General features: G+C 58.4%; 26 protein-coding genes. 8 read left to right on the forward strand and 18 right to left on the reverse strand.

Annotation, left to right across the window (positions count from 1 at the left end):
• Positions 1 to 51: 51 nt before the first annotated feature.
• Positions 52 to 1,062, forward strand: a complete 1,011-nt coding sequence (locus ACQUWM_RS02060; protein WP_407000248.1) for a LysR family transcriptional regulator — start codon at positions 52 to 54, stop codon at positions 1,060 to 1,062.
• On the opposite strand, the gene ACQUWM_RS02065 is transcribed toward ACQUWM_RS02060, so the two are convergent.
• The 8 genes from ACQUWM_RS02065 to ACQUWM_RS02100 form a co-directional block, all read right to left on the reverse strand.
• A complete protein-coding gene (locus ACQUWM_RS02065; RefSeq protein WP_428921020.1) occupies positions 1,051 to 2,016 on the reverse strand; it encodes a GNAT family N-acetyltransferase in 966 nt (321 codons plus the stop codon). The two genes, ACQUWM_RS02060 and ACQUWM_RS02065, sit on opposite strands and share 12 nt — an antisense overlap.
• Positions 2,013 to 3,164 carry a JmjC domain-containing protein gene (locus ACQUWM_RS02070; RefSeq protein ID WP_428921021.1) on the reverse strand — a complete coding sequence of 384 codons (1,152 nt, stop codon included), beginning with the start codon at positions 3,162 to 3,164 and terminating at the stop codon, positions 2,013 to 2,015. The genes ACQUWM_RS02065 and ACQUWM_RS02070 overlap by 4 nt, the downstream gene beginning before the upstream one ends.
• 17 nt (positions 3,165 to 3,181) lie before the next feature.
• Entirely contained in the window at positions 3,182 to 4,549 is a 1,368-nt protein-coding gene (gene purB, locus ACQUWM_RS02075; RefSeq protein ID WP_407000254.1) for an adenylosuccinate lyase, read from the reverse strand.
• A 78-nt stretch (positions 4,550 to 4,627) separates the two neighbouring features.
• On the reverse strand, positions 4,628 to 5,272 hold the full coding sequence (hflD, locus tag ACQUWM_RS02080) for a high frequency lysogenization protein HflD (protein WP_428921022.1): 645 nt from the start codon (positions 5,270 to 5,272) through the stop codon (positions 4,628 to 4,630).
• Positions 5,269 to 6,423 carry a tRNA 2-thiouridine(34) synthase MnmA gene (gene mnmA / locus ACQUWM_RS02085; protein ID WP_428921023.1) on the reverse strand — a complete coding sequence of 385 codons (1,155 nt, stop codon included), beginning with the start codon at positions 6,421 to 6,423 and terminating at the stop codon, positions 5,269 to 5,271. Before mnmA ends, hflD begins: the two co-directional genes overlap by 4 nt.
• A 48-nt stretch (positions 6,424 to 6,471) precedes the next feature.
• Positions 6,472 to 6,921 carry an NUDIX hydrolase gene (locus ACQUWM_RS02090; protein WP_428921024.1) on the reverse strand — a complete coding sequence of 150 codons (450 nt, stop codon included), beginning with the start codon at positions 6,919 to 6,921 and terminating at the stop codon, positions 6,472 to 6,474.
• Positions 6,922 to 6,923: 2 nt separating this feature from the next.
• Entirely contained in the window at positions 6,924 to 7,550 is a 627-nt protein-coding gene (locus ACQUWM_RS02095; RefSeq protein ID WP_428921025.1) for a pseudouridine synthase, read from the reverse strand.
• Positions 7,551 to 7,741: 191 nt separating this feature from the next.
• Complete coding sequence (locus ACQUWM_RS02100; protein ID WP_407000265.1) at positions 7,742 to 8,071, reverse strand: cold shock domain-containing protein; 330 nt, start codon at positions 8,069 to 8,071, stop codon at positions 7,742 to 7,744.
• A gap of 339 nt (positions 8,072 to 8,410) precedes the next feature.
• On the opposite strand from ACQUWM_RS02100, the gene clpS reads away from it, so the two are divergent.
• The 3 genes from clpS to ACQUWM_RS02115 all read left to right on the forward strand — a co-directional run bounded on the left by clpS (position 8,411) and on the right by ACQUWM_RS02115 (position 12,308).
• Positions 8,411 to 8,773 carry an ATP-dependent Clp protease adapter ClpS gene (gene clpS / locus ACQUWM_RS02105; protein WP_127332801.1) on the forward strand — a complete coding sequence of 121 codons (363 nt, stop codon included), beginning with the start codon at positions 8,411 to 8,413 and terminating at the stop codon, positions 8,771 to 8,773.
• An 18-nt stretch (positions 8,774 to 8,791) separates the two neighbouring features.
• The gene (gene clpA / locus ACQUWM_RS02110; protein WP_428921026.1) at positions 8,792 to 11,062 is read left to right on the forward strand and encodes an ATP-dependent Clp protease ATP-binding subunit ClpA; all 2,271 of its coding nucleotides are present in this window, start codon (positions 8,792 to 8,794) and stop codon (positions 11,060 to 11,062) included.
• Between the two features lie 214 nt (positions 11,063 to 11,276).
• The gene (locus ACQUWM_RS02115) at positions 11,277 to 12,308 is read left to right on the forward strand and encodes a putative solute-binding protein (protein ID WP_428921027.1); all 1,032 of its coding nucleotides are present in this window, start codon (positions 11,277 to 11,279) and stop codon (positions 12,306 to 12,308) included.
• A 64-nt stretch (positions 12,309 to 12,372) separates the two neighbouring features.
• Here the strand turns inward: ACQUWM_RS02115 and infA are convergent, their stop codons facing one another.
• The 9 genes from infA to ACQUWM_RS02160 form a co-directional block, all read right to left on the reverse strand.
• Positions 12,373 to 12,591: a translation initiation factor IF-1 gene (gene infA / locus ACQUWM_RS02120; protein WP_008938619.1), complete on the reverse strand. Its 219-nt coding sequence runs from the start codon at positions 12,589 to 12,591 to the stop codon at positions 12,373 to 12,375.
• A gap of 80 nt (positions 12,592 to 12,671) precedes the next feature.
• Complete coding sequence (locus ACQUWM_RS02125) at positions 12,672 to 13,385, reverse strand: arginyltransferase (RefSeq protein ID WP_407000272.1); 714 nt, start codon at positions 13,383 to 13,385, stop codon at positions 12,672 to 12,674.
• On the reverse strand, positions 13,378 to 14,103 hold the full coding sequence (aat, locus tag ACQUWM_RS02130; RefSeq protein ID WP_406985027.1) for a leucyl/phenylalanyl-tRNA--protein transferase: 726 nt from the start codon (positions 14,101 to 14,103) through the stop codon (positions 13,378 to 13,380). Before aat ends, ACQUWM_RS02125 begins: the two co-directional genes overlap by 8 nt.
• 191 nt (positions 14,104 to 14,294) lie before the next feature.
• Entirely contained in the window at positions 14,295 to 15,245 is a 951-nt protein-coding gene (trxB, locus tag ACQUWM_RS02135; RefSeq protein ID WP_428921028.1) for a thioredoxin-disulfide reductase, read from the reverse strand.
• A 142-nt stretch (positions 15,246 to 15,387) separates the two neighbouring features.
• On the reverse strand, positions 15,388 to 16,299 hold the full coding sequence (locus ACQUWM_RS02140; RefSeq protein WP_407000277.1) for an AAA family ATPase: 912 nt from the start codon (positions 16,297 to 16,299) through the stop codon (positions 15,388 to 15,390).
• 7 nt (positions 16,300 to 16,306) lie between these two features.
• A complete protein-coding gene (locus tag ACQUWM_RS02145; RefSeq protein WP_428921029.1) occupies positions 16,307 to 17,227 on the reverse strand; it encodes a carbon-nitrogen hydrolase in 921 nt (306 codons plus the stop codon).
• Positions 17,224 to 18,276, reverse strand: coding sequence for an agmatine deiminase family protein (locus tag ACQUWM_RS02150; protein WP_407000281.1), 1,053 nt, complete (start codon positions 18,274 to 18,276; stop codon positions 17,224 to 17,226). The genes ACQUWM_RS02145 and ACQUWM_RS02150 overlap by 4 nt, the downstream gene beginning before the upstream one ends.
• Positions 18,277 to 18,342: 66 nt before the next feature.
• Positions 18,343 to 18,648, reverse strand: coding sequence for a hypothetical protein (locus ACQUWM_RS02155; RefSeq protein WP_407000283.1), 306 nt, complete (start codon positions 18,646 to 18,648; stop codon positions 18,343 to 18,345).
• 113 nt (positions 18,649 to 18,761) lie between these two features.
• Positions 18,762 to 19,361, reverse strand: coding sequence for a PilZ domain-containing protein (locus ACQUWM_RS02160; RefSeq protein WP_428921030.1), 600 nt, complete (start codon positions 19,359 to 19,361; stop codon positions 18,762 to 18,764).
• Positions 19,362 to 19,472: 111 nt separating this feature from the next.
• Between ACQUWM_RS02160 and ACQUWM_RS02165 the strand changes: the two genes are divergently transcribed.
• Together ACQUWM_RS02165 and ACQUWM_RS02170 are read left to right on the forward strand one after the other, a co-directional pair.
• Positions 19,473 to 20,714: a lipoprotein-releasing ABC transporter permease subunit gene (locus ACQUWM_RS02165; RefSeq protein WP_428921031.1), complete on the forward strand. Its 1,242-nt coding sequence runs from the start codon at positions 19,473 to 19,475 to the stop codon at positions 20,712 to 20,714.
• Positions 20,707 to 21,426 (forward strand): ABC transporter ATP-binding protein, encoded by a 720-nt coding sequence (locus ACQUWM_RS02170; RefSeq protein ID WP_407000289.1) that lies wholly within the window; start codon positions 20,707 to 20,709, stop codon positions 21,424 to 21,426. The genes ACQUWM_RS02165 and ACQUWM_RS02170 overlap by 8 nt, the downstream gene beginning before the upstream one ends.
• Position 21,427: 1 nt before the next feature.
• On the opposite strand, the gene ACQUWM_RS02175 is transcribed toward ACQUWM_RS02170, so the two are convergent.
• A complete protein-coding gene (locus ACQUWM_RS02175) occupies positions 21,428 to 21,952 on the reverse strand; it encodes a DUF2062 domain-containing protein (protein ID WP_406985046.1) in 525 nt (174 codons plus the stop codon).
• 80 nt (positions 21,953 to 22,032) lie between these two features.
• Here ACQUWM_RS02175 and ACQUWM_RS02180 point away from each other — a divergent pair, with 80 nt between their 5' ends.
• Positions 22,033 to 24,426 (forward strand): DNA internalization-related competence protein ComEC/Rec2, encoded by a 2,394-nt coding sequence (locus tag ACQUWM_RS02180; RefSeq protein ID WP_428921032.1) that lies wholly within the window; start codon positions 22,033 to 22,035, stop codon positions 24,424 to 24,426.
• Between the two features lie 82 nt (positions 24,427 to 24,508).
• Entirely contained in the window at positions 24,509 to 25,135 is a 627-nt protein-coding gene (locus tag ACQUWM_RS02185) for a MotA/TolQ/ExbB proton channel family protein (protein ID WP_127332786.1), read from the forward strand.
• Position 25,136: the final 1 nt, after the last annotated feature.

Below are 25,136 nucleotides of genomic sequence, written 5' to 3' on the forward strand. Positions count from 1 at the left end.
GATCAATGCCCTGGCCTGGCCAGGGTGTGTCATGTTGGCTGGAGTTGCTGAATGGATATTTCCCGGGTTGACCTGAATCTTCTGGTGTACCTTGATGTACTGCTCAGGGAGCGGAACGTGACCAAGGCCGCCAATCACCTGGGGATTACCCAGCCGGCCATGAGCAATGGCCTGCGACGTTTACGGGATCTGTTCGGGGATCCGTTGCTGGTTCGCACCAGCGAGGGAATGTCGGCCACGGAGCGCGCCCGGGAATTGCAGCCGCTGGTTCGCGGCATTCTCTCGGACATCGAGCAGGCGGTGCAGGAGAAGACGCCTTTCTCGGCTATGGAGAGCCAGCGGGTGTTCCGTATCATGGCCAGCGACTATGCGGAATCCTGCCTGATGCCGCGGGTGCTGAGGCGCATTCGTCAGGAGGCGCCTCACGTAACCCTGGACGTACTCACCCCCAGTGACGTCAGCTTTCTGGATGTGGAGCAGGGGCGGCTGGACATGGCGATTAACCGCTTTGACAAAATCCCCCAGTCATTTCACCAGAAAACCCTGTGGACCGAATACTTTGCCTGCCTGATGAATGCCCGCAATCCGATTCTCAAGGAACCGTTTACCCTGGACACCTATCTTGATGCCAGCCACATCTGGGTGAGTAAAACCGGCTTCGGGGTCGGGGTGGGGGTCAACCCGAAAGATGTACAGCGATTAGGCTGGGTGGATGAGGCCCTGTCGCTGATGGGCCGAAAACGGCAGATTTCGGTGTTTACCCGGCATTATCAGGTGGCCATGTTGCTGGCGGAGCAGCACGACCTCATTGCCACATTGCCCTCAAGGGCGGCCTGGCTTCAAAAGGACAACCCCAACCTGGTGGTCAAGGTGCCGCCGTTCGAGATCCCCCCATTCGAGCTGAAAATGGCGTGGAGTCCATTGCTGCAACACAATGCCGACCACCAGTGGTTGAGGAGGCTGATTGCAGAAGTGGCGGAGGATGTGGACACCGAGTTCGCGCCTTTCGGGGCACAGTTCGAGTCCGCTGAACTCCCCGTGGCGCATCATTCAGAGCGGTAGTTCCCGTAACTCGAGGGAACTGCGGCCGACGTCCCACATACGCTGGAAGGATTCCCCGAGCAACCTGACCCGTCCATCGTCGGCGAAGTTGGCAAAGCCTTCGGGTTTGTGGAAGTTGTGTCGATACACCACGCCTTCGCGGTCGACCAGCAGAAAAGGCCTGTCTTCGACGGGGTAATCGTCGTTAACCAGTTTCAACTCAATTCGACTTGGCAGGCGTCTCATCAACTCGACGATCTGGTGACGGCGTTTTATCAGCGGCTTGTCGTCATGGATCAGAAGTCTGACTTCACAGAGTCTGTGCCGGCGGGCAAGCGCGGAGAGCAATTCCCGGAAACGGTAGCGGTTATAGGTGTCGTGATCCAGCAGGCGGTCATACAACCACAGCCGTTGCGTGGCCTGGCCGGTCATCGAATCCAGCAGGCTGATCATTTGGCCCTCGGATTCGAACAACCAGGCGTCCCGGTCCTTACCCAGGATCATCGGACACTGCCGCCGGTCCAGCTCCGGCGTCACGATATCTGGTGACAGGCAGCGCATGTCCACGTGGGGAATGCCGGCATCGTCATAGAGGCCGGAACACACATGGAAGCCGGCGCGCTGGTAGAAAGGAATGGCGTGTTCCTGGGCGGACAATTTCAGCTCCCCGAAACCGGTCGCGTCGCTGATCAGGTGTTTTAGCAATGCATCGCCCACGCCCTGGCCGCGAAACTCCGGCAGTACCGCCATGCGTCCGATATGGGCGGTTTCATCGAGGGTGGTGAAGATCCGGGCAACCGCTGCGGGTTCGTTGTTTTCGGTGACCGCCAGGTAGTGATCCGCTATATGGTCTGTGTCGTCCCATTCCAGCTCGGGAGGCACTTTCTGTTCTTCGACGAACACGCGTTGCCGTATGTCGCGGATGTGGCCCGGCGCCAGTGGCCAGCTATATTTGCGGATTCGTACCCTGGTCATTCGAAGTAAACGGATCCCTGGTTGTATAAGTTGCTGAGCAGACCGCAGATGGCTTCGTCCTCGGACAGCGGGGCCAGTGCCTCCATATTGATACGGGCGCCGGCGCAGAGCAGGGGAGCCAGCGGCCGGGCATCGCCTCTCAGAAGGTATTGCTCGCCATCGACGAACAGTGCGGTTTCATCCTCCAACTCATGATAGGCAAAGCGGGAGCCTTCGTTCCAGCGCAATTGTGCGCCGTCAAGGACCAGGTCCCTGAACACCTCCGGCGCAATCGGTTCATCGGACGGTACAACGATGTCCATGCTTTTGGGGATCGTGGCGTACTGGCCAAACCAGAGGGAGAGCTGGCGGCGATCCGACAGTTTCTCGCGAATAACGCCCTCCAGACGATCAATGACCTCGGGGGCGATGGTGCCTGGGTTGTCCTGGACTCTGAGGTCGGGATCGTTGAGGTGATCGGCGGCATCGGACTGGCTGCAGAGGAAATCCGTGAAGCCGGTCAGGATGTCATCAATGGTCGGTGCGCGAAAGCCAATGGACAGGGTGATGCAGTCGTCCTCTGCAACGCCGTGATGACCAATGCCGGGCGGCAGGTAGAGCATGTCGCCTGGTGCCAGGGTAACGGTTTCTTCTCCATCCCAGCTGCTCAGGATGCGCAGCGGCGTGCCTTCCACCCGGGGGGTGGTGTGATCACAGTGGCCGCCAAAGGTCCAGCGACGATGCCCCTGGGCCTGTAGCAGGAAGACGTCGTACTGATCGTAGTGCGGCCCGACGCTTCCGCCCTTCGGCGCGTAGCTGGCCATGATGTCATCCAGCCGCCAGTTGGGAACAAAACGGAAGTTGTCCAGCAGGTCGGCAATGTCCGGCACCCAGTGATCCAGTCCCTGCACCAGCAGGGTCCAGTCCTGGTCGGGCAGGGTGCTGAAACGGTCCGGGCTGAATGGGCCGTTGTGTAACTGCCACGGCTTGTCGTTGTCATCTTCAATTACGATCCGGGATTCGACGCCTTCCTCGCAGGCAAGACCCGCGAGTTCGTCGGCAGACACCGGGCACTGGAACCCGGGGAACGCCTGACGGATCACCAGGGGCTTCTTTTGCCAGTAATCCCTGAGAAAATCCGCCGCTGAAATCCCGCCAAGCATGTCCATGGGTCTGTGTCCTGTGTTCAGATGTTTTGCGCCTGATCGACGGCGTTGCCGATGTAGGAACCCGGGGTCAGCGCCATCAGCTCGGCTTTTGCGGCTTCCGGAATATCCAGGGTCTCGACGAAGTTCTTGATGACCTCGGGAGTCATCGCCTTGCCTCGGGTGAGCGCCTTGAGTTTTTCATAGGGCTTCTCGATGTTGTAGCGGCGCATGACAGTCTGGATGGGTTCCGCCAGCACTTCCCAGGCGTGATCCAGGTCTTCATCCAGGCGCCCCGGGTTGATCTCCAGCTTGCCCAGCCCCTTCAGGGTGGCTTCGTAGGCGATCAGGCTGTGGGCGAATCCAACGCCGAGGTTGCGGAGCACCGTGGAGTCGGTCAGATCCCGCTGCCAGCGTGAAATCGGCAACTTGGCGGACAGGTGGCTGAACAGGGCATTGGCAATGCCGAGGTTGCCTTCCGAGTTCTCGAAATCAATCGGATTGACCTTGTGCGGCATGGTGGAGGAGCCCACTTCGCCTTCCACGGTTTTCTGCTTGAAGTACCCGAGAGAAATGTAGCCCCAGATGTCCCGGTCCAGATCGATCAGGATGGTGTTGAAGCGGGCAATGGCGTCGTACAGCTCGGCGATGTAGTCGTGGGGCTCAATCTGCGTGGTGTAGGGATTCCAGTCCAGGCCAAGGCTCTCGATGAAGTCCTTGGCGTTCTGTGCCCAGTTGATGTCGGGGTAGGCCGACAGGTGTGCGTTGTAGTTGCCCACCGCGCCGTTGATCTTACCCAGCAGTTCCGTGGCTCGAACCTGCTTGACCTGACGGCGCAGACGGTGGACAACGTTGGCCAGCTCCTTGCCAACCGTCGACGGAGACGCGGTCTGACCGTGGGTGCGGGACAGCATGGGCTGCTCTGCATGATCGTGGGCCAGCTGCGCCAGCTTGTCCACAATGCGGTCCATGCCGGGTAGCAGTCCGTGGTCCAGGCCTTCCCGCAGCATCAGGGCGTGGGACAGGTTGTTGATGTCCTCGGAGGTGCAGGCGAAGTGAACAAACTCGGTGACGGCGTGCAGCTCGGGAACCTCCGCGATCTTTTCCTTGATGAAATACTCAACAGCCTTGACGTCGTGGTTCGTGGTGCGCTCGATGTCTTTGATGCGTTCGGCGTCCGGCAGGCTGAATTCCCGTACCATCTCGTCCAGAAATGCATTGGCTTGCGGGGAGAATGCCGGGACTTCCGCCACTTCGGGGTGGGCGGCCAGCTTTTGCAGCCAGCGGATTTCGACAGTCACCCGGTTCCGAATCAGGCCGTATTCACTGAAAATATCACGGAAAACGCTGACTTTGCTGCCATAACGTCCGTCGACCGGGGAAATGGCGGTCAGGGCGGTGAGTTCCATCGAAAACCTCTCAAATCATCAAAGAATGGGTCAATACTGAATTGGGGATACTTATGATACACCACCGCAAGGCGTGAATCAGTCGTAAACCGAACGGTTAGCCTTCTCGGCGAGGTCCCGCGCGGTGGCAATCACCTTGCGCCGGGAAAAAATCAGCTGCCAGCGACGCCCACCACTCTGGCGCCACAGAACGGCGGAGCGGATGCCGGCGAGCAGCAGGGCCCTTACGCGGGCTGCGTTCTCTTCCTGTTGCAGGATGGCGGGATCGCCGGTTACCTGAATACGCATGCGGAAGGTACTGATAGTATCGCCGTAGACGGAAGCCAGGTTGCCAATTAGGTTGCTGTGCAGGTAGCCAAAATGGCTGGCGGTATGCCGGGCCTGGTCGATACGGCTGCCAATCACCGCCATCATGTCCTTGTCGCGGTTCAGCTTAGATTCAAGGTGGATCAGGTTGAGGGTATAGCGAAGGACTTCGATGTCCTGCTGCTTGCTTTGCTGGCTGAGCACATTGGCCAATGTATTCAGGCCCTCACGAAGATCCTTGAGTTCGCCCCCGTAGACATCGAGCGTGGTCTCCGGCTCCGTCGCGAACAGCGAGCGCATGGAGGTCTCGAAACTGGAGTCGGTGCACTGGCCCGTGTGGGCCACCTGCTGAACCTGGGCGGCGGCCTGAAAGACACCGGCCAGTGCCAGGGTCTGGTCGTACAGCGATCGGCTCATTCCTGTGCTCCGGTAACGATTGCCCGTGCAGGGAGTGTTTCCCCGTCACGCCAGGTCTGTTCGATAACGCCGCCACCGAGGCAAACGTCACCCTCGTAGAATACCGCCGACTGCCCCGGGGTAACGGCCCGCTGGGCATCGTCAAACACCACGGTCACGCCACCGTCACACACGGTAACGACACAGTCCTGGTCGGGCTGGCGATAGCGGGTCTTGGCCTTGCACCGGAACTCATCGGCTGGCGCCTCGCCGGCCACCCAGTCAATCGGGCCGCTGACCAGCCCGCGGGAAAACAGCAGTGGGTGGTGCTTGCCCTGAACCGCAATCAGTACGTTACGGCTCAGATCCTTCTCCGCCACGTACCAGGGATCGTCGCCAAACTCGCTGAGCCCGCCAATGCCCAGGCCCTGGCGCTGACCGATGGTGTGATACATCAGGCCCTGGTGGCGACCGATCACCTGGCCATCTGGTGTTTCGATGTCACCGGGCTGGGCCGGAAGGTATTGCTTAAGAAAGTCACTGAATTTGCGTTCGCCAATGAAGCAGATGCCGGTGGAGTCTTTTTTGTCGTGGGTGACAAAGCCCTGAGCTTCAGCGATTTGACGGACTTCCGGTTTTTCCAGCTCCCCGACCGGGAACAGCGTCCGCTCGATGCGGTCGCCGGAGACAGCATGGAGGAAATAGCTCTGGTCCTTGTTAGGGTCCAGCCCCTTCAAAAGCTGTGCCTTGCCAGAGCCATCATTGAGCGGCCGCTGGCGGGTGTAGTGGCCAGTAGCGATGAAATCAGCGCCCAGGGTAACGGCATAGTCCAGAAACGCGCGGAACTTCACTTCCTTGTTGCACAGGATATCGGGGTTGGGGGTCCGACCGGCCTTGTACTCGGACAAAAAGTGTTCAAATACCCGGTCCCAGTATTCCGCTGCGAAACTGGCGGTATGCAGGGGGATGCCGATGGTTTCGGCGACCGCCTGGGCGTCGGCAAGGTCGGTCATGGCGGTGCAGTATTCGGTGCCGTCATCCTCGTCCCAGTTTTTCATGAACAGGCCTTCAACCTGGTAGCCCTGATCTTTCAGGAGCCAGGCGGCCACGGACGAATCAACGCCGCCGGACATGCCAACGATAACTCGGGTGTTTTCGGGTGCTTTTGTCATAGCTGAACCGTACTGGTCAAAGCGCGGAAGTTTATCATTGTTCAGAGGTTACGTCTCAGCGTCGACGATCACATCGAGGGGGAAGCGCCGGCCCTTTCGGTAATCTTCTATGCACCGAAGCACCAGCGGGCTACGCAGCTGTTTGCCAAGACCGGCGATTTCGTCGGGTGTCAGCCAGTGTGCTGCGATAATGCCGTCATCCAGTTGATCGGATACCTTTTTCACTGCCCGGGCAGAATAGCAAAAGCGGTAATAGGTTACGCCGTTGGCCGGAGCCTTGTAGGTGTACAGGCCAAGGAAGTGAAGGGGCTCTACCTGCCAGCCGGTCTCCTCCAGCGTTTCGCGGCGTACCGCATCAAGGATGGCTTCATCTTCCTCGATGTGCCCGGCCGGCTGGTTGAAGACCACCAGGCCACCGCTGACTTCCTCCACCAGCAGGAATCGCCCATCGTTGTCTTCCACGATAACCGCCACCGTGGCGTGAGGTGTCCAGGTCATGGTCAGTTCTTTCTCCGTGTTTTGTGGCTGCCGCCGCCCGGTTTCCGTTTCCGGTGCGGAGCAGGGGGCGCCGGTGCGTGAACGGTCAGTTTGCGATATTCGCCGGGCGCCAGGTCTTCCAGGCTCCAGTCGCCGATACGATAGCGAATCAGGCGAAGGGTAGGGAAGCCGACGGCGGCGGTCATTCGTCGTACCTGACGGTTTTTGCCTTCGGTAATGGTCAGTTCGATCCAGGACGTTGGCACCGAATCCCGATAGCGAACCGGCGGTACGCGCGGCCACAGCGCCGGCTCGGGTATTCTTTTCGCCCTGGCCGGACGAGTGGGGCCATCTTTTAACGAGACACCTGCCCGTAATCTGTCGAGAGCGTCTTCACTGATGTCGCCTTCCACCTGAACCCAATAGGTTTTTGCCATTTTGTTTCGTGGCGACGCAATACGATGCTGTAACTGGCCGTCATCCGTTAGCAGCAGGAGTCCTTCGGAATCATAGTCCAGCCGACCTGCGGGATAGACATGGGGTGTGTTTATCCAATCCGCCAGGGTCGAACGCATGGTTTTACCCTCACCGGAGTCGGTGAACTGGCTCATGACCTTGTAGGGTTTGTTGAAGAGGATCAGGGTCGCCATGGGTTGCTCTGTGCTATGCCGCGGGCGATTCCGGGGCTGAGTGACTGAAAGCGGTGAGGGTAGCTGAACGGAGAGTTCAGGAAAAGCGGAATTGGGTGGGTGAGTGACACAGGGCTGCAGAGACCGTCACCTCAATTCAGGTGTCGGCTGCGTGCGGTTTGGTCGGCCCTGGAGCGGGGCCGGCCATAGAGTCAATGTGTAACCGACAACCTGGCAGCGTCAGGGCTCAGGCGTTGGCCGTTGCTTCCGGTGTCGGTGTCAGATTTCTTTTCAGCCTCGTCTCCCATGCTTGTATGGCTCTGCTGTTTCTGCGGCTGTTCGTCAGGAACAATGTTGACCGCATGGATGCCTTTGTCACTGGGCTTCTTGTCGAAGGTGACAGTCTGACCCGCTTTCAGGGTCTTGTAACCTTCCATCTGTACCGAAGAGAAATGGGCGAACAGATCATCACTGCAGCCGTCCTCAATTATAAAGCCGTAACCCTTGGCATTGTTGAACCATTTCACTTTGCCCTTTGGCATGATGAACTCCCCTGTTCTTTCGCTGTCAATCACAGTTGTTGGCGTTATTACCGTGCGTTCTCGCCCGCACGCGTGATATCGGATTACCTGTTTATGAACGCTTCCGTGGATACAATAACATGACGCCAATTTACATTATTTTACATTGCACCTTTACTGTTGACCAATATTGCTTTTGAGTCAATAGCGGACTTTGGGGGAATGTATGGTTGAAGGGGGTCCGGAAGCGGTATCATGAAGATATTGATAACCAGCGCACGTCCGGTAGTCTTGTTGGCTTGAAAACCGGACGACTCACAACCATCTTTAACCAAGGGCACCGACTACCGGTAAAGAATCATGAGGACTATCCAGAATTCTCTACTAGTATTTAATCAGGGGGATGAAGAACAACAGCCGGGGCGTCAGGATGACCTCAGTGTTGCTCCCGAGAAGCCCGCACTCAAGCGCCCTGCGCGCTTTCGCGTGGTGCTTCTGAACGATGATTACACCCCCATGGATTTCGTGGTGGATGTATTGATGAAGTTCTTCGGAATGAACGAAGAAAAGGCGACGCAGGTGATGCTGCTCGTCCATACGCAGGGAAAAGCCGTATGTGGGGTATATACCCGTGACATCGCAGAAACAAAGGCGGCACAGGTGAATCAGTATTCTTCGGAATGCGAACATCCGCTCCTTTGCGAGATTGAACGTGCGGACTGATAGACCCAGGGGTGGCCCATGCTGAGCAAAGATCTTGAAATTACGCTGAATACGGCCTTCAAAAATGCTCGTGACAAGCGTCATGAATTCATGACGGTAGAGCATTTGTTGCTGGCTCTGTTGGATAACGAATCGGCAGTGGGCGTTCTGAAAGCCTGTGGTGCAGACCTGAAACGGCTTCAGGAAGAACTCATTGAATTTGTAGACTCAACAACCCCGTTGATCCCGAGCAACGACAGTGAGCGTGAAACACAGCCTACGCTGGGGTTCCAGCGGGTATTGCAGCGGGCAGTGTTCCATGTCCAGTCATCGGGCAAGAAAGAAGTGACCGGCGCCAATGTGCTGGTGGCCATCTTCAGTGAACAGGAAAGTCAGGCCGTGTACCTGCTCAAGAAGCAGAGCGTGGCCCGGATCGACGTGGTGAACTTTGTGTCCCACGGTATCTCCAGGGTTCAGGGTGCCGAGGACCAGGAAGGCCATGATCAGGCTTCCCATGAGGAAGTGGGTGAAGAGGGCGGCGCCTCGCGTCCGCTGGAGAGCTATGCAACCAACCTGAATGAGCAGGCGCGTCAGGGACGCATTGATCCACTGATCGGCCGTGAGCATGAAGTGGAACGCGTGGTTCAGATTCTGGTGCGTCGCCGCAAGAACAATCCGCTGTTGGTGGGTGAAGCCGGCGTCGGCAAGACAGCTATCGCCGAAGGGCTTGCCAAGCGTATTGTGGATGGCCAGGTGCCGGATATTATCTCGGATGCCGTGGTTTACTCGCTGGACCTCGGGGCATTGCTGGCCGGTACCAAGTACCGGGGCGACTTTGAGAAGCGTCTCAAAGGACTGCTGGCTGAGCTCAAGAAGGAGCAGCACGCCATTCTGTTTATTGATGAGATTCACACCATCATTGGGGCAGGCTCGGCTTCCGGTGGTGTCATGGACGCCTCCAATCTGCTCAAGCCCATGCTGGGTTCCGGTGAAATTCGCTGCATTGGTTCAACTACCTTCTCCGAATTCCGGGGCATTTTCGAAAAAGACAGCGCACTTGCCCGTCGATTCCAGAAGATTGATGTGAACGAGCCGAGCGTTGAGGATACCTACCAGATCCTCAAGGGCCTGAAGCCCAATTTCGAAAAACACCATGACCTTAAGTACACCGACAAGGCGCTTCGGGTGGCTGCCGAACTTGCCGACCGGTACATCACTGACCGTCACCTGCCGGACAAGGCCATCGACGTTATCGATGAAGCCGGCGCCCGTCAGCGGCTGGTTCCGGAGGGTAAGCGCAAGAAAACGGTGGATGTGCCCGACATTGAAGATGTGGTGGCGAACATCGCCCGTATTCCTCCGAAAAATGTGTCCACCAGCGACAAGGATCTGCTGCGTAATCTCGAGCGTGATCTCAAGATGGTGGTGTTTGGCCAGGATCCGGCGATCGAATCTCTGTCGACCGCCATCAAGTTGGCCCGTGCCGGCCTGAAGGCTCCGGAAAAGCCGGAAGGCGCTTTCCTGTTCTCCGGTCCGACGGGTGTCGGCAAGACCGAGGTGACCAAGCAGCTGGCCAAGGTGCTGGGTATCGAGCTGGTGCGCTTTGACATGTCCGAGTACATGGAGCGGCATACGGTTTCCCGCCTGATAGGCGCGCCTCCCGGTTACGTGGGTTACGACCAGGGCGGCCTGTTGACGGAATCTGTGAACAAGCATCCTCACTGTGTGCTGTTGCTGGATGAAATTGAAAAAGCTCATCCGGAAGTCTTCAACCTGTTGTTGCAGGTGATGGACCACGGCACATTGACGGATAACAACGGCCGTAAGGCGGATTTCCGCCACGTTATCCTGGTGATGACCACCAACGCCGGCGCTGAGAGCATGGCCCGCCGCTCGATTGGCTTCAGCGAACAGGACCACAGTACCGATGGTATGGAAATCATCAGCAAGACGTTCACGCCGGAATTCCGCAACCGTCTTGATGGCATCATTCAGTTCGCGGATCTGCAGAAGGACACCATCACTCATGTGGTGGACAAGTTCCTCACCGAGTTGCAGGCACAGCTGGATGAGAAGCACGTGGTACTGCATGTGGATGAAGCCGCCAAGCTCTGGCTGGCGGACAAGGGCTATGACGTCACCATGGGTGCGCGGCCGATGTCCCGCCTGATCCAGGACAAGATCAAGCGGCCGCTGGCCGAACAGATCCTGTTTGGACGCCTGTCCGAAAAAGGCGGTGACGTGTACATTCATCTTCGCGATGATGAGTTGGTCTTTGAGTACGAGGACGAGCCTGCCGAAGCGGTCTGACAGGCTCTCGCTCAGCCAACTGAAAACCGCGCTGTAACCGGCGCGGTTTTTTTATGTCTGCTTTCGGCGGTTGACCGTCTTTTAACCGCTTGGCTGCCATTGTCGTCAATTCAATCCATGCTGATCTCTGTCAGTTTATGGAGACTCCGCCGACCGTTACGGAATGTCGGCGGTGAAACCTCTAATAAACAATAATGACAAGGAATCAGGACGAATGAAGGTACGTGCTGCACTGCTGGCAGGCGTGATGTGTCTGTCTGCCTGGACCCCGTTATCCGCCACTGAGCGGAAAGAATTCTGTGTGTTTGATGTCGCCGGCGCTGGAGGGTTTGTCTATCGGACACTTCAGGAGTACCAGCGCAAGGCGGTGGCCTCCGGCGTCCAGTTGGCCATGCAACCCTATACCGATGAAGACGAGGCGGTCGCGGATTTCAGGGCGGGTAAATGCGACATAGTGGCTGTTACCGATATGGGGGTCCGCCACTTCAATGATTTCACCGGCTCAATCAGTGCGATCGGCGCGGTGCCTTATTATGAAGACCTGCGGGTCCTGATGCACATTCTCTCCAGTCCGAGAGTGGACGAGCATATGTCCCAGGATGGCTATCTGGTTCTTGGCGCAGCCCCGATGGGTGCGGCGTACCTGTTCGTTAATGACCGTAGTATCAACCACGTAGACGCCTTGAAGGGTAAGCGCATCACGGTATTTGAAGGGCACCACGACGCCCGGCACATGGTCGAATACATTGGCGCAGTGCCGGTGGACGCGAGGATCTCCAATTTTGCGCGCCTGTTCAACACAGGTCAGGCAGATATCAGCTACGCACCCGCGGCGGCCTACGAAGTTCTGGAGATGTCCAAGGGCATGGGGGACAAGGGTGGCATTGTGAAGTATCCGGTTGGCCAGGTGTCGATCCAGCTGGTTGCGCGGGAGGGGGAGTTTGACGACCGCTTTGTGAGACGATCCCGCAAGATCATGTCGCGTTTGTACCCGGAAGCAATCCGGATCGTACGGCAGTATGAAAATTCCATTCCGGAGGAGCGCTGGGTGGACATTTCCCGGGAAGCGATGGTTGGTTATCAGGAGATGTTACGTAGCGTGCGAATCGATATGCAGGGAGCGAGCGATTCCTCGGGAATACAGGCGGCTGGTGTCTATGACGACAATATGATGACCATCCTCAGGAAAGTGCGGTGTTATACCAATCCCGGAGCCATGGAGTGCAGTGCGGAGGATCGCGAGTAGGGTTCGGGCAGCGGTAACAAAAAAAGCCCCGTTTCCGGGGCTTTTTCAGATGTCACTCTGGCGATTAACGAGCGCGGTAAACAATACGACCCTTGCTCAGATCGTATGGGGTCAGCTCAACTTTCACCTTGTCGCCGGTCAGGATGCGAATGTAATTCTTGCGCATCTTGCCGGAGATGTGAGCAGTCACAACATGGCCGTTGCTCAGCTCAACGCGGAACATGGTATTCGGAAGCGTATCAACAATAACGCCTTCCATTTCAATGACATCTGATTTCGCCATTCAGTACAAACCTCTGTGGAATTAATTTGGCTCAATTTCAAATTGCGCAATTCTGCCTGATTTGTCGCCATTTAGCAAAATCAGTTGCGTTTCAGTACCTGCCAGTGGCCATCCCGCAATGCCTCGATGGGAGTGAAGCGGGTTTTGTAGTTCATTTTACGGCATTCCCTGATCCAGTAGCCCAGGTAAAGATGGGGCAACTCCCAGGATTTCGCGGCCTCAATCTGCCAGAGAATGGCGAAGGTGCCGAGGCTGCGGCTTTCATGGGCGGGGTCGAAAACGGTATAGATGGCCGAGAGGCCGTCATCCAGCATGTCCACCGCTGCAAGGCCAATCAGCTGGTCTTCCAGGCGGATCTCCAGGAACCAGGAATCCGTGGCCCCTTCAACCAGGAAGGAGGTGAACTGTTCCCGTGAAGGCGGGTACATGTCGCCGTCCGCATGGCGCTCCTCGATGTAGTGGGCGTAGAGCTGGTAATAGCGTTCGGTAAAGCTGGCCGGTACCAGTTCACAGGTCAGGTCGCGGTTTTTTTCAAGCACGCGGCGCTGATTACGATCGGGTTTGAATTCATCGACTTTCAGCCGCACCGGTACGCAGGCGTTGCAGTTTTCGCAATGCGGGCGGTAGTAATGGGAGCCGCTGCGGCGGAATCCCAGGGCGGTAAGCTGGCTGTACAGCTTTTTGTCAATGTGCGCACGAGGATCCACAAACATGGTGGTCGCGTCACGCTCCGGCAGGTAGCTGCAGTCGTGCGGGGGCGTGGCGAAGAATACCAGTGTTCTGAGGTTACTCATTCACACCTCCGGGCCCGGGCCATTGCCACTGAATTTGCCAGGATCTCTGCTTTGCAGAGTGGTCAACACTTGCCCTGAGTATAGTTAAAAACTCGTGGCGGGGAATACATCGCGCACCCATTTTCAGTAGGTGGTCGTTCTCCACCTGGCAATCCATAATCCTGTATCCCCATTCTGACAGCTGGTTGGCCAGATGCACCATCAGTACTTTTGATGCGTTGGTTTCCAGTGAGAACATGGATTCGCCGAAAAAGCATTGTCCCAGGGCCAGGCCGTACATGCCGCCAACGAGTTTTCCGGAGGGGTTCCAGGCTTCGATGGAGTGGGCTATACCGAGCTGGTGAAGCCGGGTGTAGCTGTGGATCATATCTTCGGTGATCCAGGTGCCTTCTTTTTTCCGGGTTTCCGCGCACAGGCGGATGACGTTGTTGAAGTCCCTGTCTGCGGTGATGGAAAAGTGTCCGCGGTTGAGGGTGCGGCGGAGGCTGCGGGATACGTGTATTTCGTCCGGGAACAGGACGCAGCGGGGGTCGGGAGACCACCAGAGGATGGGCTGGTCGTCGCTGAACCAGGGGAAGATGCCGTTGCGGTAGGCGAGTATCAGGCGGTCGGTGGAGAGGTCGCCGCCCAGTGCCAGCAGGCCATCGGGTTCATCCAGGGCTTCCTCGGCGGGAGGGAACCAGAGTTGGTCGGGGTCTATCCAGGGTAATGAGGTCATCCACGTCCGGCTTATATGCTGGAAATTCGGGGGTGCCGGCGGGTGGGAAGGGCGTTCTGAAACACGCTGTGAATACATCCCTGTACGCTTGGGCTCCGCCATCCATGGCTCCGCACAGTTTCAGAACGCCCTTCCCACCCGCCTTATCAGGCCTTGGCGTTGCCTGCTTTTGAATCGCCTACTTTTTTATCTTAGTCCTGGTCCAGGAACTTCTCAGCATCCAGTGCGGCCATGCAGCCGAAACCGGCGGAGGTTACTGCCTGGCGATAGACGTGGTCAGCTACGTCGCCGGCGGCGAAGACGCCGGGGATGCTGCTCTGGGTGGCCATGCCTTCCAGGCCGGAGCGGATTTTGATGTAGCCGTTTTCCATGTCCAGCTGGCCGTCGAACAGGTCGGTGTTCGGTTTGTGGCCGATGGCGATGAAGACGCCCGCCAGGTCGAGTTCCCGGGTGGAGTCGTCCTTGGTGCTTTTGATGCGCATGCCGGTGACGCCGGTGCCGTCGCCCAGGACTTCATCCAGAGTGTGGTCCCAGACGATGTTGACGTTGCCGTTCTTGGCCTTTTCGAACAGTTTGTCCTGGAGGATCTTTTCGGCGCGCAGGCTGTCGCGGCGGTGTACCAGGGTGACTTCGTCGGCGATGTTGGAGAGGTACAACGCTTCTTCCACGGCGGTGTTGCCGCCGCCAATGACGGCGACTTTCTGTTTCTTGTAGAAGAAACCATCACACGTGGCGCAGGCGGAGACGCCCTGGCCCTTGAACTTTTCTTCGGAATCCAGCCCCAGGTACATGGCGGAGGCGCCGGTGGAGATGATCAGGGCGTCGCAGGTGTATTCGCCGCTGTCGCCTTTCAGGCGGAAGGGGCGGTTGCGCAGGTCGGCTTCGTTGATGGTGTCGTAAACGACGTTGGTTTCGAAGCGCTCGGCGTGCTTGAGCATGCGCTGCATCAGTTCCGGGCCCTGTACGCCGTCGTTGTCGCCCGGCCAGTTGTCTACGTCGGTGGTGGTTGTGAGCTGGCCACCCACTTCAATGCCGGTGATCAGGGTTGGCTTGAGGTTTGCGCGGGCTGCGTAGACGGCAGCGGTGTAGCCGGCAGGGCCGGAGCCAAGGATGATCAGTCGGGAATGCTTGGTTTCGCTCATTGTGGGTCTCTCGTCAAAACTGAAAGTCTACTGGAAAGTGCTGAAGGCTAACATGAACGGGGCGTTGTGCCAGTTGTTTTGGCCAATTTCTGTCATTGAATGATGCTATTCACTGAATGGCGCTGGTTATCAGTGACGCTCTTTAACCAATGACAGATGTGGAGGCAAGAAGTTGCCTGACCCGTTCCGTGCTTTTTCCCGATTCTCCCTGTTCCAGCCGGTGTTCCGCAACTGCGGGAAATACTGCCTGGATGTCGTCGGGCAGCACATGGTGCCGGCCGTCCATCAGGGCCCAGGCTTTGGCGGCGCGGACCAGGCCAAGGCCGGCGCGGGGAGACAGGCCGTAGAGCAGGCCGGGCATGCGCCGGCTGTGTTCCAGCAGGCGCTGAACGTAATCCAGCAGTGCCGGGCTGGCTGTTACGCGGCCAACGGCTTCCTGCAGGGTCGTCAGGTCGGACTGGTTCAGCAGGGTGCCCAGCTTGTCCGTAAGGATGCGGCGATCCTCACCCTCAAGCAGTTCCCGCTCGGCTTTGGGGTCCGGATACCCCAGGCGCAGGCGCATGAGGAAGCGGTCCAGCTGGGACTCCGGCAGGGGATAGGTGCCGCCCTGTTCAATCGGGTTCTGGGTAGCGATGACGAAAAACGGGTGGGGCAGTGACCGGGTTTCCCCTTCGATGGAGACCTGCCGTTCTTCCATGGCTTCAAGCAGCGCACTCTGGGTGCGGGGCGAGGCGCGGTTGATTTCGTCAGCGAGTACGACCTGGGCGAAAATGGGGCCCTTGTGGAAGACCAGTGTCCCGGCTTCCTTGTCGTACATGGAATACCCCAGCACATCCGCAGGCAGCAGGTCGTTGGTGAACTGGATGCGCTGGTAACTCAGCCCCATGATCCGGGCCAGGGCGTGGGACAGGGTGGTTTTGCCCATGCCCGGGATGTCTTCTATCAACAGGTGGCCACGGGCCAGGAGCCCGCAGATGGCCAGGCGTACCTGTTGCTCCTTGCCCAGCAATATGGTGTTTAGCTCGTTGACGGCGGTATCAATCATTTTTTTCATGCCGGATTCAGTCCCGTACCCTTTTGAGAATGTCGCTGTAGGCGTCTATGCGTCGATCTCTCAGATACGGCCATATCCGGCGTATCGATTCGCTGCGGTTGCGGTCGATGGTGGCATGCAGGACGGATTCTGACTGTTCGTCCGCCCGGGCCAGGAATTCGCCCTGGGGGCCACAGATGAAACTGTTGCCCCAAAAACGAATGCCGGCGGAGTGGCCGGACGGGTCAGGCTCGGTGCCGACCCGGTTGGGCGCGATGACGGGCAGGTTGTTGGCGACGGCGTGGCCGCGCTGGACGGTGACCCAGGCATCCAGTTGCCGCGCCTGTTCTTCTGGCTCGTCTGTTGTGTCCCAGCCAATCGCGGTGGGGTAGATGAGAACTTCCGCGCCGGCCAGGGCCATCAACCGTGCCGCTTCCGGATACCACTGGTCCCAGCACACCAGGACGCCGAGCTTGCCAACGGACGTTTCAATCGGGGTGAAGCCGCTGCGACCGTCATTGAAGCTTGCGTCACCGGGGGTGAAGTAGAATTTTTCATAGAACCCGGGGTCATCCGGGATGTGCATCTTGCGGTAAAGGCCCGCAATGCTGCCATCCTGCTCGAAGACCACGGCGGTGTTGTGATAGACGCCGTTCATGCGGCGCTCGAAGATTGAGCCCACCAGTACGATGCCCAGTTCGGCGGCCAGTGCAGACAGGTGATTGCTGGTGGGGCCGGGGATCGGCTCCGCCAGTTCAAATACCGAGGTGTCTTCGGTCTGGCAGAAATACAGGGTGGCATGCAGTTCCTGCAGCACTACCAGTTGTGCTCCCTCCGAGGCAGCCTGTCTGACCAGTTTTTCACTGGTGGCGAGACTGGCGGTCTTGTCCGGGCTGGAGGCTTGCTGGATGGCTGCTGTTTTCAGTGCGGCGCGATTCGCGCTGGTCATGGGGTTACCACTCCTGCGGGCAGCTGCATGGTGACACAGTGCAGGCTGCCGTGTTGTTGAATCAGGGGCCGACAATTGATGGGTACGATCTCCCTTTCGGGGAACAGGCCCTGCATGACGGCAATGGCCTCGTCGTCCTGGGGCACGTTGTAAACCGGCAGCAGTACGGCTCCGTTGATGATCAGGAAGTTGGCGTAGGTGGCCGGCAGGCGCTGGCCTTCATCGTCGAAGATGGCATCGGGCCAGGGCAGCGGGGTCAGCTTGTATGGGGTACCGTCCGCCTGGCGGAATTGCCGCAATTCCTCTCCCATGGCCGCCAGGGCGCCGAAATGCTCATCCGTTGTATCCGGGCAGGCGACGTAGCAGATATGGTCCGGCGCGCAGAAGCGGGCGAGGGTGTCGATGTGGCTGTCCGTGTCGTCACCCGACAGGTAGCCGTGGTTGAGCCAGAGAATGCGGTCAGCCCCGAGTGTTTCAGAGAGCAGGGTTTCGATGTCTGTACGATCCAGCTCCGGGTTGCGGGTGGGGGTCAGCATGCATTCGCTGGTGGTCAGGATGGTGCCCAGCCCGTCGGATTCGATGGAGCCACCCTCCAGGACAAAATCCACGGACATCATCGGCGTCGTTCCGAAGGTGCCGGCATTGGAAAGATGCTGGTTCAGGGCGTTGTCTTTTTCCCAGGGAAACTTGCCGCCCCAGGCATTGAACCGGAAATCCAGAATCGTCTTTCCGTCCGCTGTGTCCACGGAGATGGGGCCGTGGTCCCTGGCCCAGGTGTCGTTCGCCGGTGCGGGCACCGTAATAACACGACCGGGCAGGTCATTGTCACTGGCATAGGCGGTCAGTTGCTGTTCCAGTTCCTGTAAACGCACCACATGCTCACAGCTGATCACCAGGTGTTCGCGTTTCAGGACTGCTTTGGCAATCGCCATAAACACCGGTTCGACGTCTTCAAGAATGTCGAACCAGTCAGTGCCGGGATGCGGCCATGTCAGCATGACCGCACTTTGGGACGCCCACTCTGCGGGCAACACGCGTCTGGAAGTCACTTGATAGCCACCTATTGCAAAAAGTCGTCATTCTAACCAAAGGATGACGTTGCGTCAGGATGTGTTTTAACGATTTCGTTTCAATACCGCATGGATAACGCGGTCGTCCTCGAAATAGACGACAAATCCATCGTAATGCCACTGGGAAATGGGTGGTTCGCCCACGGGGCCCCTGGTTTGTTGCGGGTCGCCCCAGGCTTTACGTACGTTCCCCTGCGTCATCCCGGTGCGGGGCAGATCCGCCTGCGACCGTTCAGCCTGCGATCCGACAGGGATCTTCACTTCATCGGCCAGGATAGGACTCACGGGTGACAGACCAAGGGCTGCCACGGTTGTTACAGCGCTGAGCAGGCGGGTTACAGGCTTTTTCATCGGTTCATTACTCCCTGGGAACTTGATGTTCAGCTGAACATCAGACATCTGAAAGACATGGATAAAGCGTAATATCCGAAAAACGTTAGCAAAAGTCACACAGTTTCGTCAGTCTACACGTTTTGGCGTTGCCGGATTTGCCAGCGCATCACATGCCGCGCAATTTGTTGGCGGTCACTGTCGTGAATGCGGGTGAATTCGGTATGAACCCTTGTGCCGCCGGTATCATCCGGGGTGGTGTGGAGGACCCGGGCAATGGCCTGGGGTTGAAACAGTTCGGGAGGCAGGGTCATGCGCAAGGCCAGCTGATCGCCTTGTGACCAGGCGCCAGCGGCGCTGTGAAAGGCAAGTCCGCCCTCGCTGAGAGTGACATCCTGCCAGTCCTCCGGTTGCAACGGATTTTGCTCAAAGGCCATAATGCGCGCCAGCGTATCCAGCTTACCGTTCAGGGACTTGATCAGGGACGTCAGCAATCGGTCCCGCTCCGCGAGATTTGCAAGCTGGGACCGGACATCCTGGTCCAGCCGTCTCAGGTCGGCGCGCAGGTTGTCCAGGTGATCACCGTTGAACGGGCTGTGCCCGTCCCCGGCGTTATCCGGAACCTTGCGGATTTCCAGGCCAATCCGGTCTTCAATCCGGAAACAGTCCCGGCGATCCGAGGCCGTCTCCGATGTGGAGGCGGACAGGGGAGTGTTGCGTGTTCGTGAGGGCATCGCGGCTCCGTAAGCACCGTATTTTTTGTTTATGTTGAAAAGTTTAGCAGTTTCCAGCCAGTCGTGTGGCCGGGAATCCGAATGACCCGAAGGTAGCAACAGGCACCTCTCATGTTCAGACCTTTATCGTTGTACATTGGTTTGCGGTACACCGCGGCGAAGCGGCGCAACCACTTCATTTCTTTTATCTCCCTCACTTCGATGATCGGGCTGATGCTCGGTGTTGCGGTGCTGATTATTGTCCTCTCGGTGATGAACGGTTTCGACCGTGAGCTGAAGCAGCGCATCCTTGGCATGGTGCCCCATGCCGTGATCGAGGGGGCGGACCAGTTGCGGGACTGGGAATCCGTGGATGCAAAGGTTGAGGAGCATCCCAGGGTGCTCGCCGCAGCGCCTTTTATCCAGGGGCAGGGCATGGTCACCGGGGGCGGTGATGTCCGCGGCGTGATGCTTAACGGTGTGCTTCCGGAGCAGGAGCGTTCTGTTTCGATCATCGAGAATCACATGCTTGAAGGCAGCCTGGATGACCTGAAATCCGGTGAGTTCGGCATTATTATCGGTCGGTTGATGGCCTCCAGCCTGCGATTGCAGGTTGGCGACAAGGTCACGGTGGTGCTGCCGGAGGCCTCTGTCACGCCGGCTGGTGTGCTACCCAGGCTCAAGCGGTTCACGGTCAAGGGGATCTTCAAGGTAGGCGCCGAGCTGGATGGCAACTACACGCTGATTCACATGGACGATGCGTCAAAGCTGATGCGAACCGGCGGCGAGGCCCAGGGTGTGAGGCTGCTGGTGGATGATCTGTTCGCGGCTCCGAAAGTCGCAGAGCAGGCGGCCCGGGGGCTGGATGGCCGTTACTATATTTCTGACTGGACCCGCACCCATGGCAACCTGTTTCAGGCCATTCGCATGGAGAAGACCATGATCGGGCTACTGCTGATGTTTATCGTGGCGGTGGCCGCCTTCAATATCGTATCGACCCTGGTAATGGTGGTGACCGACAAGACCGCGGATATCGCCATACTGCGAACCATGGGGGCCACTCCGGGTCGTATCATGCGGATCTTTATCATTCAGGGCGGCGTCATTGGCATTTTCGGCACGCTGGTCGGTACCGCGCTCGGGGTTGTCGGTGCGCTGAATATCAGCGCTTTCATTTCGTGGCTCGAAGCGGCCCTTGGGCATCAGTTCCTGAGCGCGGATGTGTATTTCATCAGTTACCTGCCGTCGCAATTGCAGTGGCAGGATGTGGCCATTATCAGTGGCGCTGGCCTGGGCCTGAGCCTGCTGGCCACTATTTATCCCGCCTGGCGGGCATCGAGAATCGATCCGGCGGAGGCCCTGCGATATGAATGATGTGAATACTTCAGCGGCCGGAGCATCACTGGTTATCGATTGCGAGAAGGTGACGCGCACGTACAACGAAGGCCCGGAAAAACTCACCATCTTCTCTGATATTTCGCTGCAGGTAGCCGCCGGTGAAACGGTGGCCATTGTTGGCAGCAGTGGTGCGGGTAAAACCACACTCCTGAACCTGCTCGGCGGGCTCGATCGCCCGTCATCCGGCCATATCGCCATTTGCGACCAGGATATTCACCGGATGAGCGAGGCAGGGCGGGCGCGTTTCCGCAACCGGCACCTGGGGTTCGTCTATCAATTCCACCACTTGCTTCCTGAGTTCACGGCTCTTGAGAATGTGATGATGCCCTGTGCGCTTGGTGGTATGGGAGTCGCTGCAGCCCGGGAGAAGGCCCGGGCCGTGCTCGGGAAAGTAGGCTTGAGCGAACGTCTGGGGCATAAGCCGGGGGAGCTCTCCGGCGGTGAGCGTCAGAGGGTAGCGATTGCTAGGGCGCTGGTGAATGAACCCGAATGTGTGTTGATGGACGAGCCCACGGGGAACCTGGATGAGCATACCGGCGAGGGCGTGCGGCAATTGATCGAGTCCCTGCGGGACCAGTTGGGAATTGCGTTCGTGATGGTTACCCATGACATGAGCATGGCCCGGAGTCTCGGGCGGGTGTTGCGTCTGGAGCAGGGGCGGTTACTGGTTGAGCGCGAGGTCGGATGATCTAGCGCTTGCGGCGGCGCAGGAAGCGCCGCTCCTGCCAGTCGGACCGCACCTTCCGGCGCCACAGGAACTGTATGGACAGGTAGGCCAGACAGGCTGACAGGGTGGCGACGATCAGTGAGCCCAGGTAAAGCGGAATGCCGATATCCAGGATGCGTTCACTGATCCACGACCAGGAAGCCTGGAATTCAAAATTCAGTACCGGCCGGTCCAGGATCCAGGCGCCGATTTTGTAACTGAAGTAGAACATCGGTGGCATGGTCAGTGGGTTGCTGATCCAGACCAGCACCACGGACAGGGGCAGGTTGGCGTTGAACCAGATGGCGAAAAAAGCAGCGGCCAGCATCTGGAACGGCATCGGAATAAAGCACAGGAAAATCCCCACCAGGAAGGCGCGGGAAACACTGTGACGGTTAATGTGCCAGAGGTTGGGTTCATGAAGGATGTCGCCGAGAAATCGCAGCGACTCCATCGCCCTGACTCGATCGGGCGTTGGTAGGTATCGTTTCATGAACTTCTTTGGCATCTGGAAGTTCTGCCTGCTAAGAATGACAGCCCGGGATACAGTGAGTATCCGGTGCTTTGGAATAATCAGGAGGACATGGATTGTCCGGAAGTCTTGTCGCGTTTGCCTGCGGCGTTATCTTACTTTATACCCTCCCGGTCGTGCCACCTCTGAAGTGGCTGATTGTTGCCCTGTTGTCAGTACTTTATGGGCGTTTTGCGTCGACCTCGCGGCGGGTGTCCACCGTGCTCATGTTCTTCGTCTGGCTGCTGGCTGGTCTGGCCTGGTCATCCTGGCATGCATCAGACCGCCTGCAACTTACTCTCCCGACTGAGCTGGAAGGCGAGGTCGTCGACGTTTCGGGCTACGTGTGTGAAATTCCCACGGAAGGAAGTTTTAACAGTCTCAGGTTCAGTTTTTGTGTGACCCGCTGGCGTCTTCCAGAAGAATTCAGGGGAAACGACACCACGTTGCCCGCCAAGGTAAGGCTGGCATGGTATGGTCGCGAGGAGCAATCCCTTCCGGGACACCGGCTTCGCCTGAAGGTTGTGCTCAAGCAGCCGCATGGGGCGATCAACCCCGCCGGATTCCGGTATGAAACCTGGCTGTACCGCAAAGGCTTCCGCGCGACAGGGACAATACGGGGCGTTGATTCCGATCCCTCGGTGCCATGCGGCCTGCATTGCCGCTATATGGCGTGGCGTCAACAGTTGGCCGATACCGTGGACGCCAATATGGGTGAGGCCAGGCACTACCCGTTGGTGGCCTCCCTCTTGATCGGGTATCGGGGCGAAATGACGCCTGGCCATTGGGAGGTTTTGAAGGCTACCGGTACGATTCATCTGGTGGCCATCTCCGGTCTTCACCTTGGCTTGATCGCCCTCGGCGCGGGGTTTCTGGTCCGCCGATTGCTGCTCTGGTTGCCGGGGCCGGCGCTTACGCCACGTTACGGGCGGTATCTGGTCTATATCTCCGTTGCCCTGGCCAGCATGGCCTACAGCCTGGCCGCCGGTTTTACGGTGCCCACACGCCGGGCACTGGTTATGGTGCTGGTTGCTGGCTGGGTGGTGATTCATGGCCGCCAGGTGTCGCCCTGGCGGGGATTGGTGCTCGCTCTTTTCCTGGTGCTGCTGGCAGATCCGTTTTCTCCGCTTGATCAGGGATTCTGGTTATCCTTTGGTGCCGTTACGGTGCTGGTGGTGGTGTTTTCCCGGCGTTTGTCCTCCCCGGGCTGGGCCGGGGCCCTGACGCTTGCGCAGGTAGCTGTGTTTGCCGGCCTGTGGCCGGTATTGTCCGCGCTGGGGCAGGGGCAGCCTGTCTCGGGTCTGCTGGCCAATGTGTTCGCCATTCCCTGGGTGTCGGTTGTCGTCATGCCGGTGTTGATGGCTGGCGCAGCGCTGATATCGCTGCTGCCGGTGAGTCAGTCGTGGGTGCTGGGCTGCTTTGACCTGGTGCTAGGGGTGTTGTGGAGCGTGTTGGAGTGGTTGTCCACCCTGGACCTGCCGGCTGGCAACCCCGGTGTTCCCGCCACCCTGGGGGTTGCGGCGCTGGCCATCCTTGCCCTGGTAGTCCCGTCATTGCGAATCCGCCTGTTGGTTGTTCTGGCGATGGCGCCCTGGCTGCTGTTGTCCCAGTTTGAGGGGCGCAACGGCAACCGTTGGGTGGAGGTGCCGGAGGTCTGGGTATGGGACGTTGGTCAGGGATTGTCGGTGCTTGTTCGTCATCAGGACCAGGTGCTGCTCTACGATACCGGGCCTTCCATTCCCGGTGTTTTCTCCGCCGTTGAGTCGGTCTTGATTCCCAATCTGTCGAATCTGGGCGTCGGCGTCATCAATACCCTGGTGATCAGTCACGGCGACAGTGACCACGCCGGCGGCTTGCCTCTGTTGTTTGATTCCGTCCCGGTGTCGGAAACCATTACCGGGGAGCCGGGCCGGGTGGCCGAACGTTCGGGTGGGGGCGGACCTGTGCCACTGGTCTGCTCCCGGGGTCTGAGCCGGACTGTCGGTGAGCTCACCCTGGATTTTTGGCAACAGCCGGAAGTAACGACGGCCACAGACGCGAACGATACGTCCTGCGTCGTTACCATCACCACTGCGGACCGCTCTTTCCAGATGTTGATGCCAGGTGATATCACCAGAACAGTGGAATCTGGCATGCCGGGTCAGCCTCACTTCGCCAGGCTGACCGACCCGGAGGCCTACCGGGTTGTGCTGGCACCGCACCATGGCAGCAAAACTTCTTCGTCTGGCCAGTGGGTGCGGTGGCTTGACCCGGATCTGGTGATCTTCAGTGCGGGGTACCGGCACCGATTCGGGCATCCGCATCCTTCGGTTATAGAGCGTTACCGGGCGGCTGGTAGTCAGACACTGAATACCGCGTACTCTGGCGCAATACGTTTGAGGATGGGCGGCAGCAGCCTGAAAGTAGATGAGCAACGACAGTCGGCCCCGTTCTGGATTCGCCGGCCCGTAACGGATTGGTGGGCATTGTAAAATACCGTGACACAACGGGTGTGGCCTGCGGCGGCAGCTATGCTAAAGTAGCGCGGCTTGTTAACAATCAGGGAGACCAAGCGTGTTCGAGCTGTTGAAAGCCGGTGGCATTCTGATGGTGCCAATTGTAGCCTGTTCCATTCTGGCACTTGCCATAATCCTTGAACGTTTCTGGACGTTGCGACCCTCAAGGGTAGCGCCTCCCCAGACCATTAACGAACTCTGGCGCTGGATCAAGAAAAAAGAGCTGAATGGCCGCAAGCTCAAGGCGTTGCAGGGTTCCTCTCCGCTTGGCCGGATTCTCGCGGGCGGGCTGATGAACGCCAAGCATGGCCGCGAAATCATGAAGGAAAGCATTGAGCATGAGGCCAGTCAGGTCATTCATGATCTGGAACGTTTCCTCAATCCTCTGGGCACTGTTGCTACCATTACGCCGTTGCTGGGGCTATTGGGTACCGTGATCGGCATGATCAAGGTGTTTGCAGAGATCCAGCTGGCCGGCGTTGGTAACGCGGGCAATCTTGCGGGCGGCATCTCAGAGGCTCTGATTACCACTGCTGCGGGGCTGAGTGTGGCTATTCCGGCGTTGATTGGCCACCGCTATTTCATCCGCCGTGTTGATGAACTGGTGGTGGGCATGGAACAGGAAGCCATCAAGTTGGTGGAAGTGGTCCATGGCGACCGTGAAATCGATGTGGAAGGAGCCTGAA

It is taken from the genome of Marinobacter sp. DUT-3, assembly GCF_050379435.1.
In the GTDB taxonomy this organism is placed as follows: domain Bacteria; phylum Pseudomonadota; class Gammaproteobacteria; order Pseudomonadales; family Oleiphilaceae; genus Marinobacter.

Coding starts and splice junctions, on each gene's coding strand:
- ACQUWM_RS02175 (WP_406985046.1), bottom strand. CDS start 21,952: ATGCCAAAGAAGTTCATGAAACGATACCTACCAACGCCCGATCGAGTC.
- infA (WP_008938619.1), bottom strand. CDS start 12,591: ATGGCGAAATCAGATGTCATTGAAATGGAAGGCGTTATTGTTGATACG.
- aat (WP_406985027.1), bottom strand. CDS start 14,103: ATGACCTCATTACCCTGGATAGACCCCGACCAACTCTGGTTCCCTCCC.
- ACQUWM_RS02145 (WP_428921029.1), bottom strand. CDS start 17,227: ATGACCAGCGCGAATCGCGCCGCACTGAAAACAGCAGCCATCCAGCAA.
- ACQUWM_RS02160 (WP_428921030.1), bottom strand. CDS start 19,361: ATGCCCTCACGAACACGCAACACTCCCCTGTCCGCCTCCACATCGGAG.
- hflD (WP_428921022.1), bottom strand. CDS start 5,272: ATGAGCCGATCGCTGTACGACCAGACCCTGGCACTGGCCGGTGTCTTT.
- ACQUWM_RS02125 (WP_407000272.1), bottom strand. CDS start 13,385: ATGAGTAACCTCAGAACACTGGTATTCTTCGCCACGCCCCCGCACGAC.
- ACQUWM_RS02100 (WP_407000265.1), bottom strand. CDS start 8,071: ATGCCAAAGGGCAAAGTGAAATGGTTCAACAATGCCAAGGGTTACGGC.
- ACQUWM_RS02090 (WP_428921024.1), bottom strand. CDS start 6,921: ATGACCTGGACACCTCACGCCACGGTGGCGGTTATCGTGGAAGACAAC.
- ACQUWM_RS02170 (WP_407000289.1), top strand. CDS start 20,707: ATGAATGATGTGAATACTTCAGCGGCCGGAGCATCACTGGTTATCGAT.
- ACQUWM_RS02065 (WP_428921020.1), bottom strand. CDS start 2,016: ATGACCAGGGTACGAATCCGCAAATATAGCTGGCCACTGGCGCCGGGC.
- purB (WP_407000254.1), bottom strand. CDS start 4,549: ATGGAACTCACCGCCCTGACCGCCATTTCCCCGGTCGACGGACGTTAT.
- ACQUWM_RS02060 (WP_407000248.1), top strand. CDS start 52: ATGGATATTTCCCGGGTTGACCTGAATCTTCTGGTGTACCTTGATGTA.
- ACQUWM_RS02115 (WP_428921027.1), top strand. CDS start 11,277: ATGAAGGTACGTGCTGCACTGCTGGCAGGCGTGATGTGTCTGTCTGCC.
- mnmA (WP_428921023.1), bottom strand. CDS start 6,423: ATGACAAAAGCACCCGAAAACACCCGAGTTATCGTTGGCATGTCCGGC.
- ACQUWM_RS02095 (WP_428921025.1), bottom strand. CDS start 7,550: ATGGCGACCCTGATCCTCTTCAACAAACCCTACAAGGTCATGAGCCAG.
- ACQUWM_RS02155 (WP_407000283.1), bottom strand. CDS start 18,648: ATGAAAAAGCCTGTAACCCGCCTGCTCAGCGCTGTAACAACCGTGGCA.
- ACQUWM_RS02140 (WP_407000277.1), bottom strand. CDS start 16,299: ATGAAAAAAATGATTGATACCGCCGTCAACGAGCTAAACACCATATTG.
- clpS (WP_127332801.1), top strand. CDS start 8,411: ATGAGGACTATCCAGAATTCTCTACTAGTATTTAATCAGGGGGATGAA.
- ACQUWM_RS02070 (WP_428921021.1), bottom strand. CDS start 3,164: ATGGACATGCTTGGCGGGATTTCAGCGGCGGATTTTCTCAGGGATTAC.
- ACQUWM_RS02165 (WP_428921031.1), top strand. CDS start 19,473: ATGTTCAGACCTTTATCGTTGTACATTGGTTTGCGGTACACCGCGGCG.
- trxB (WP_428921028.1), bottom strand. CDS start 15,245: ATGAGCGAAACCAAGCATTCCCGACTGATCATCCTTGGCTCCGGCCCT.
- clpA (WP_428921026.1), top strand. CDS start 8,792: ATGCTGAGCAAAGATCTTGAAATTACGCTGAATACGGCCTTCAAAAAT.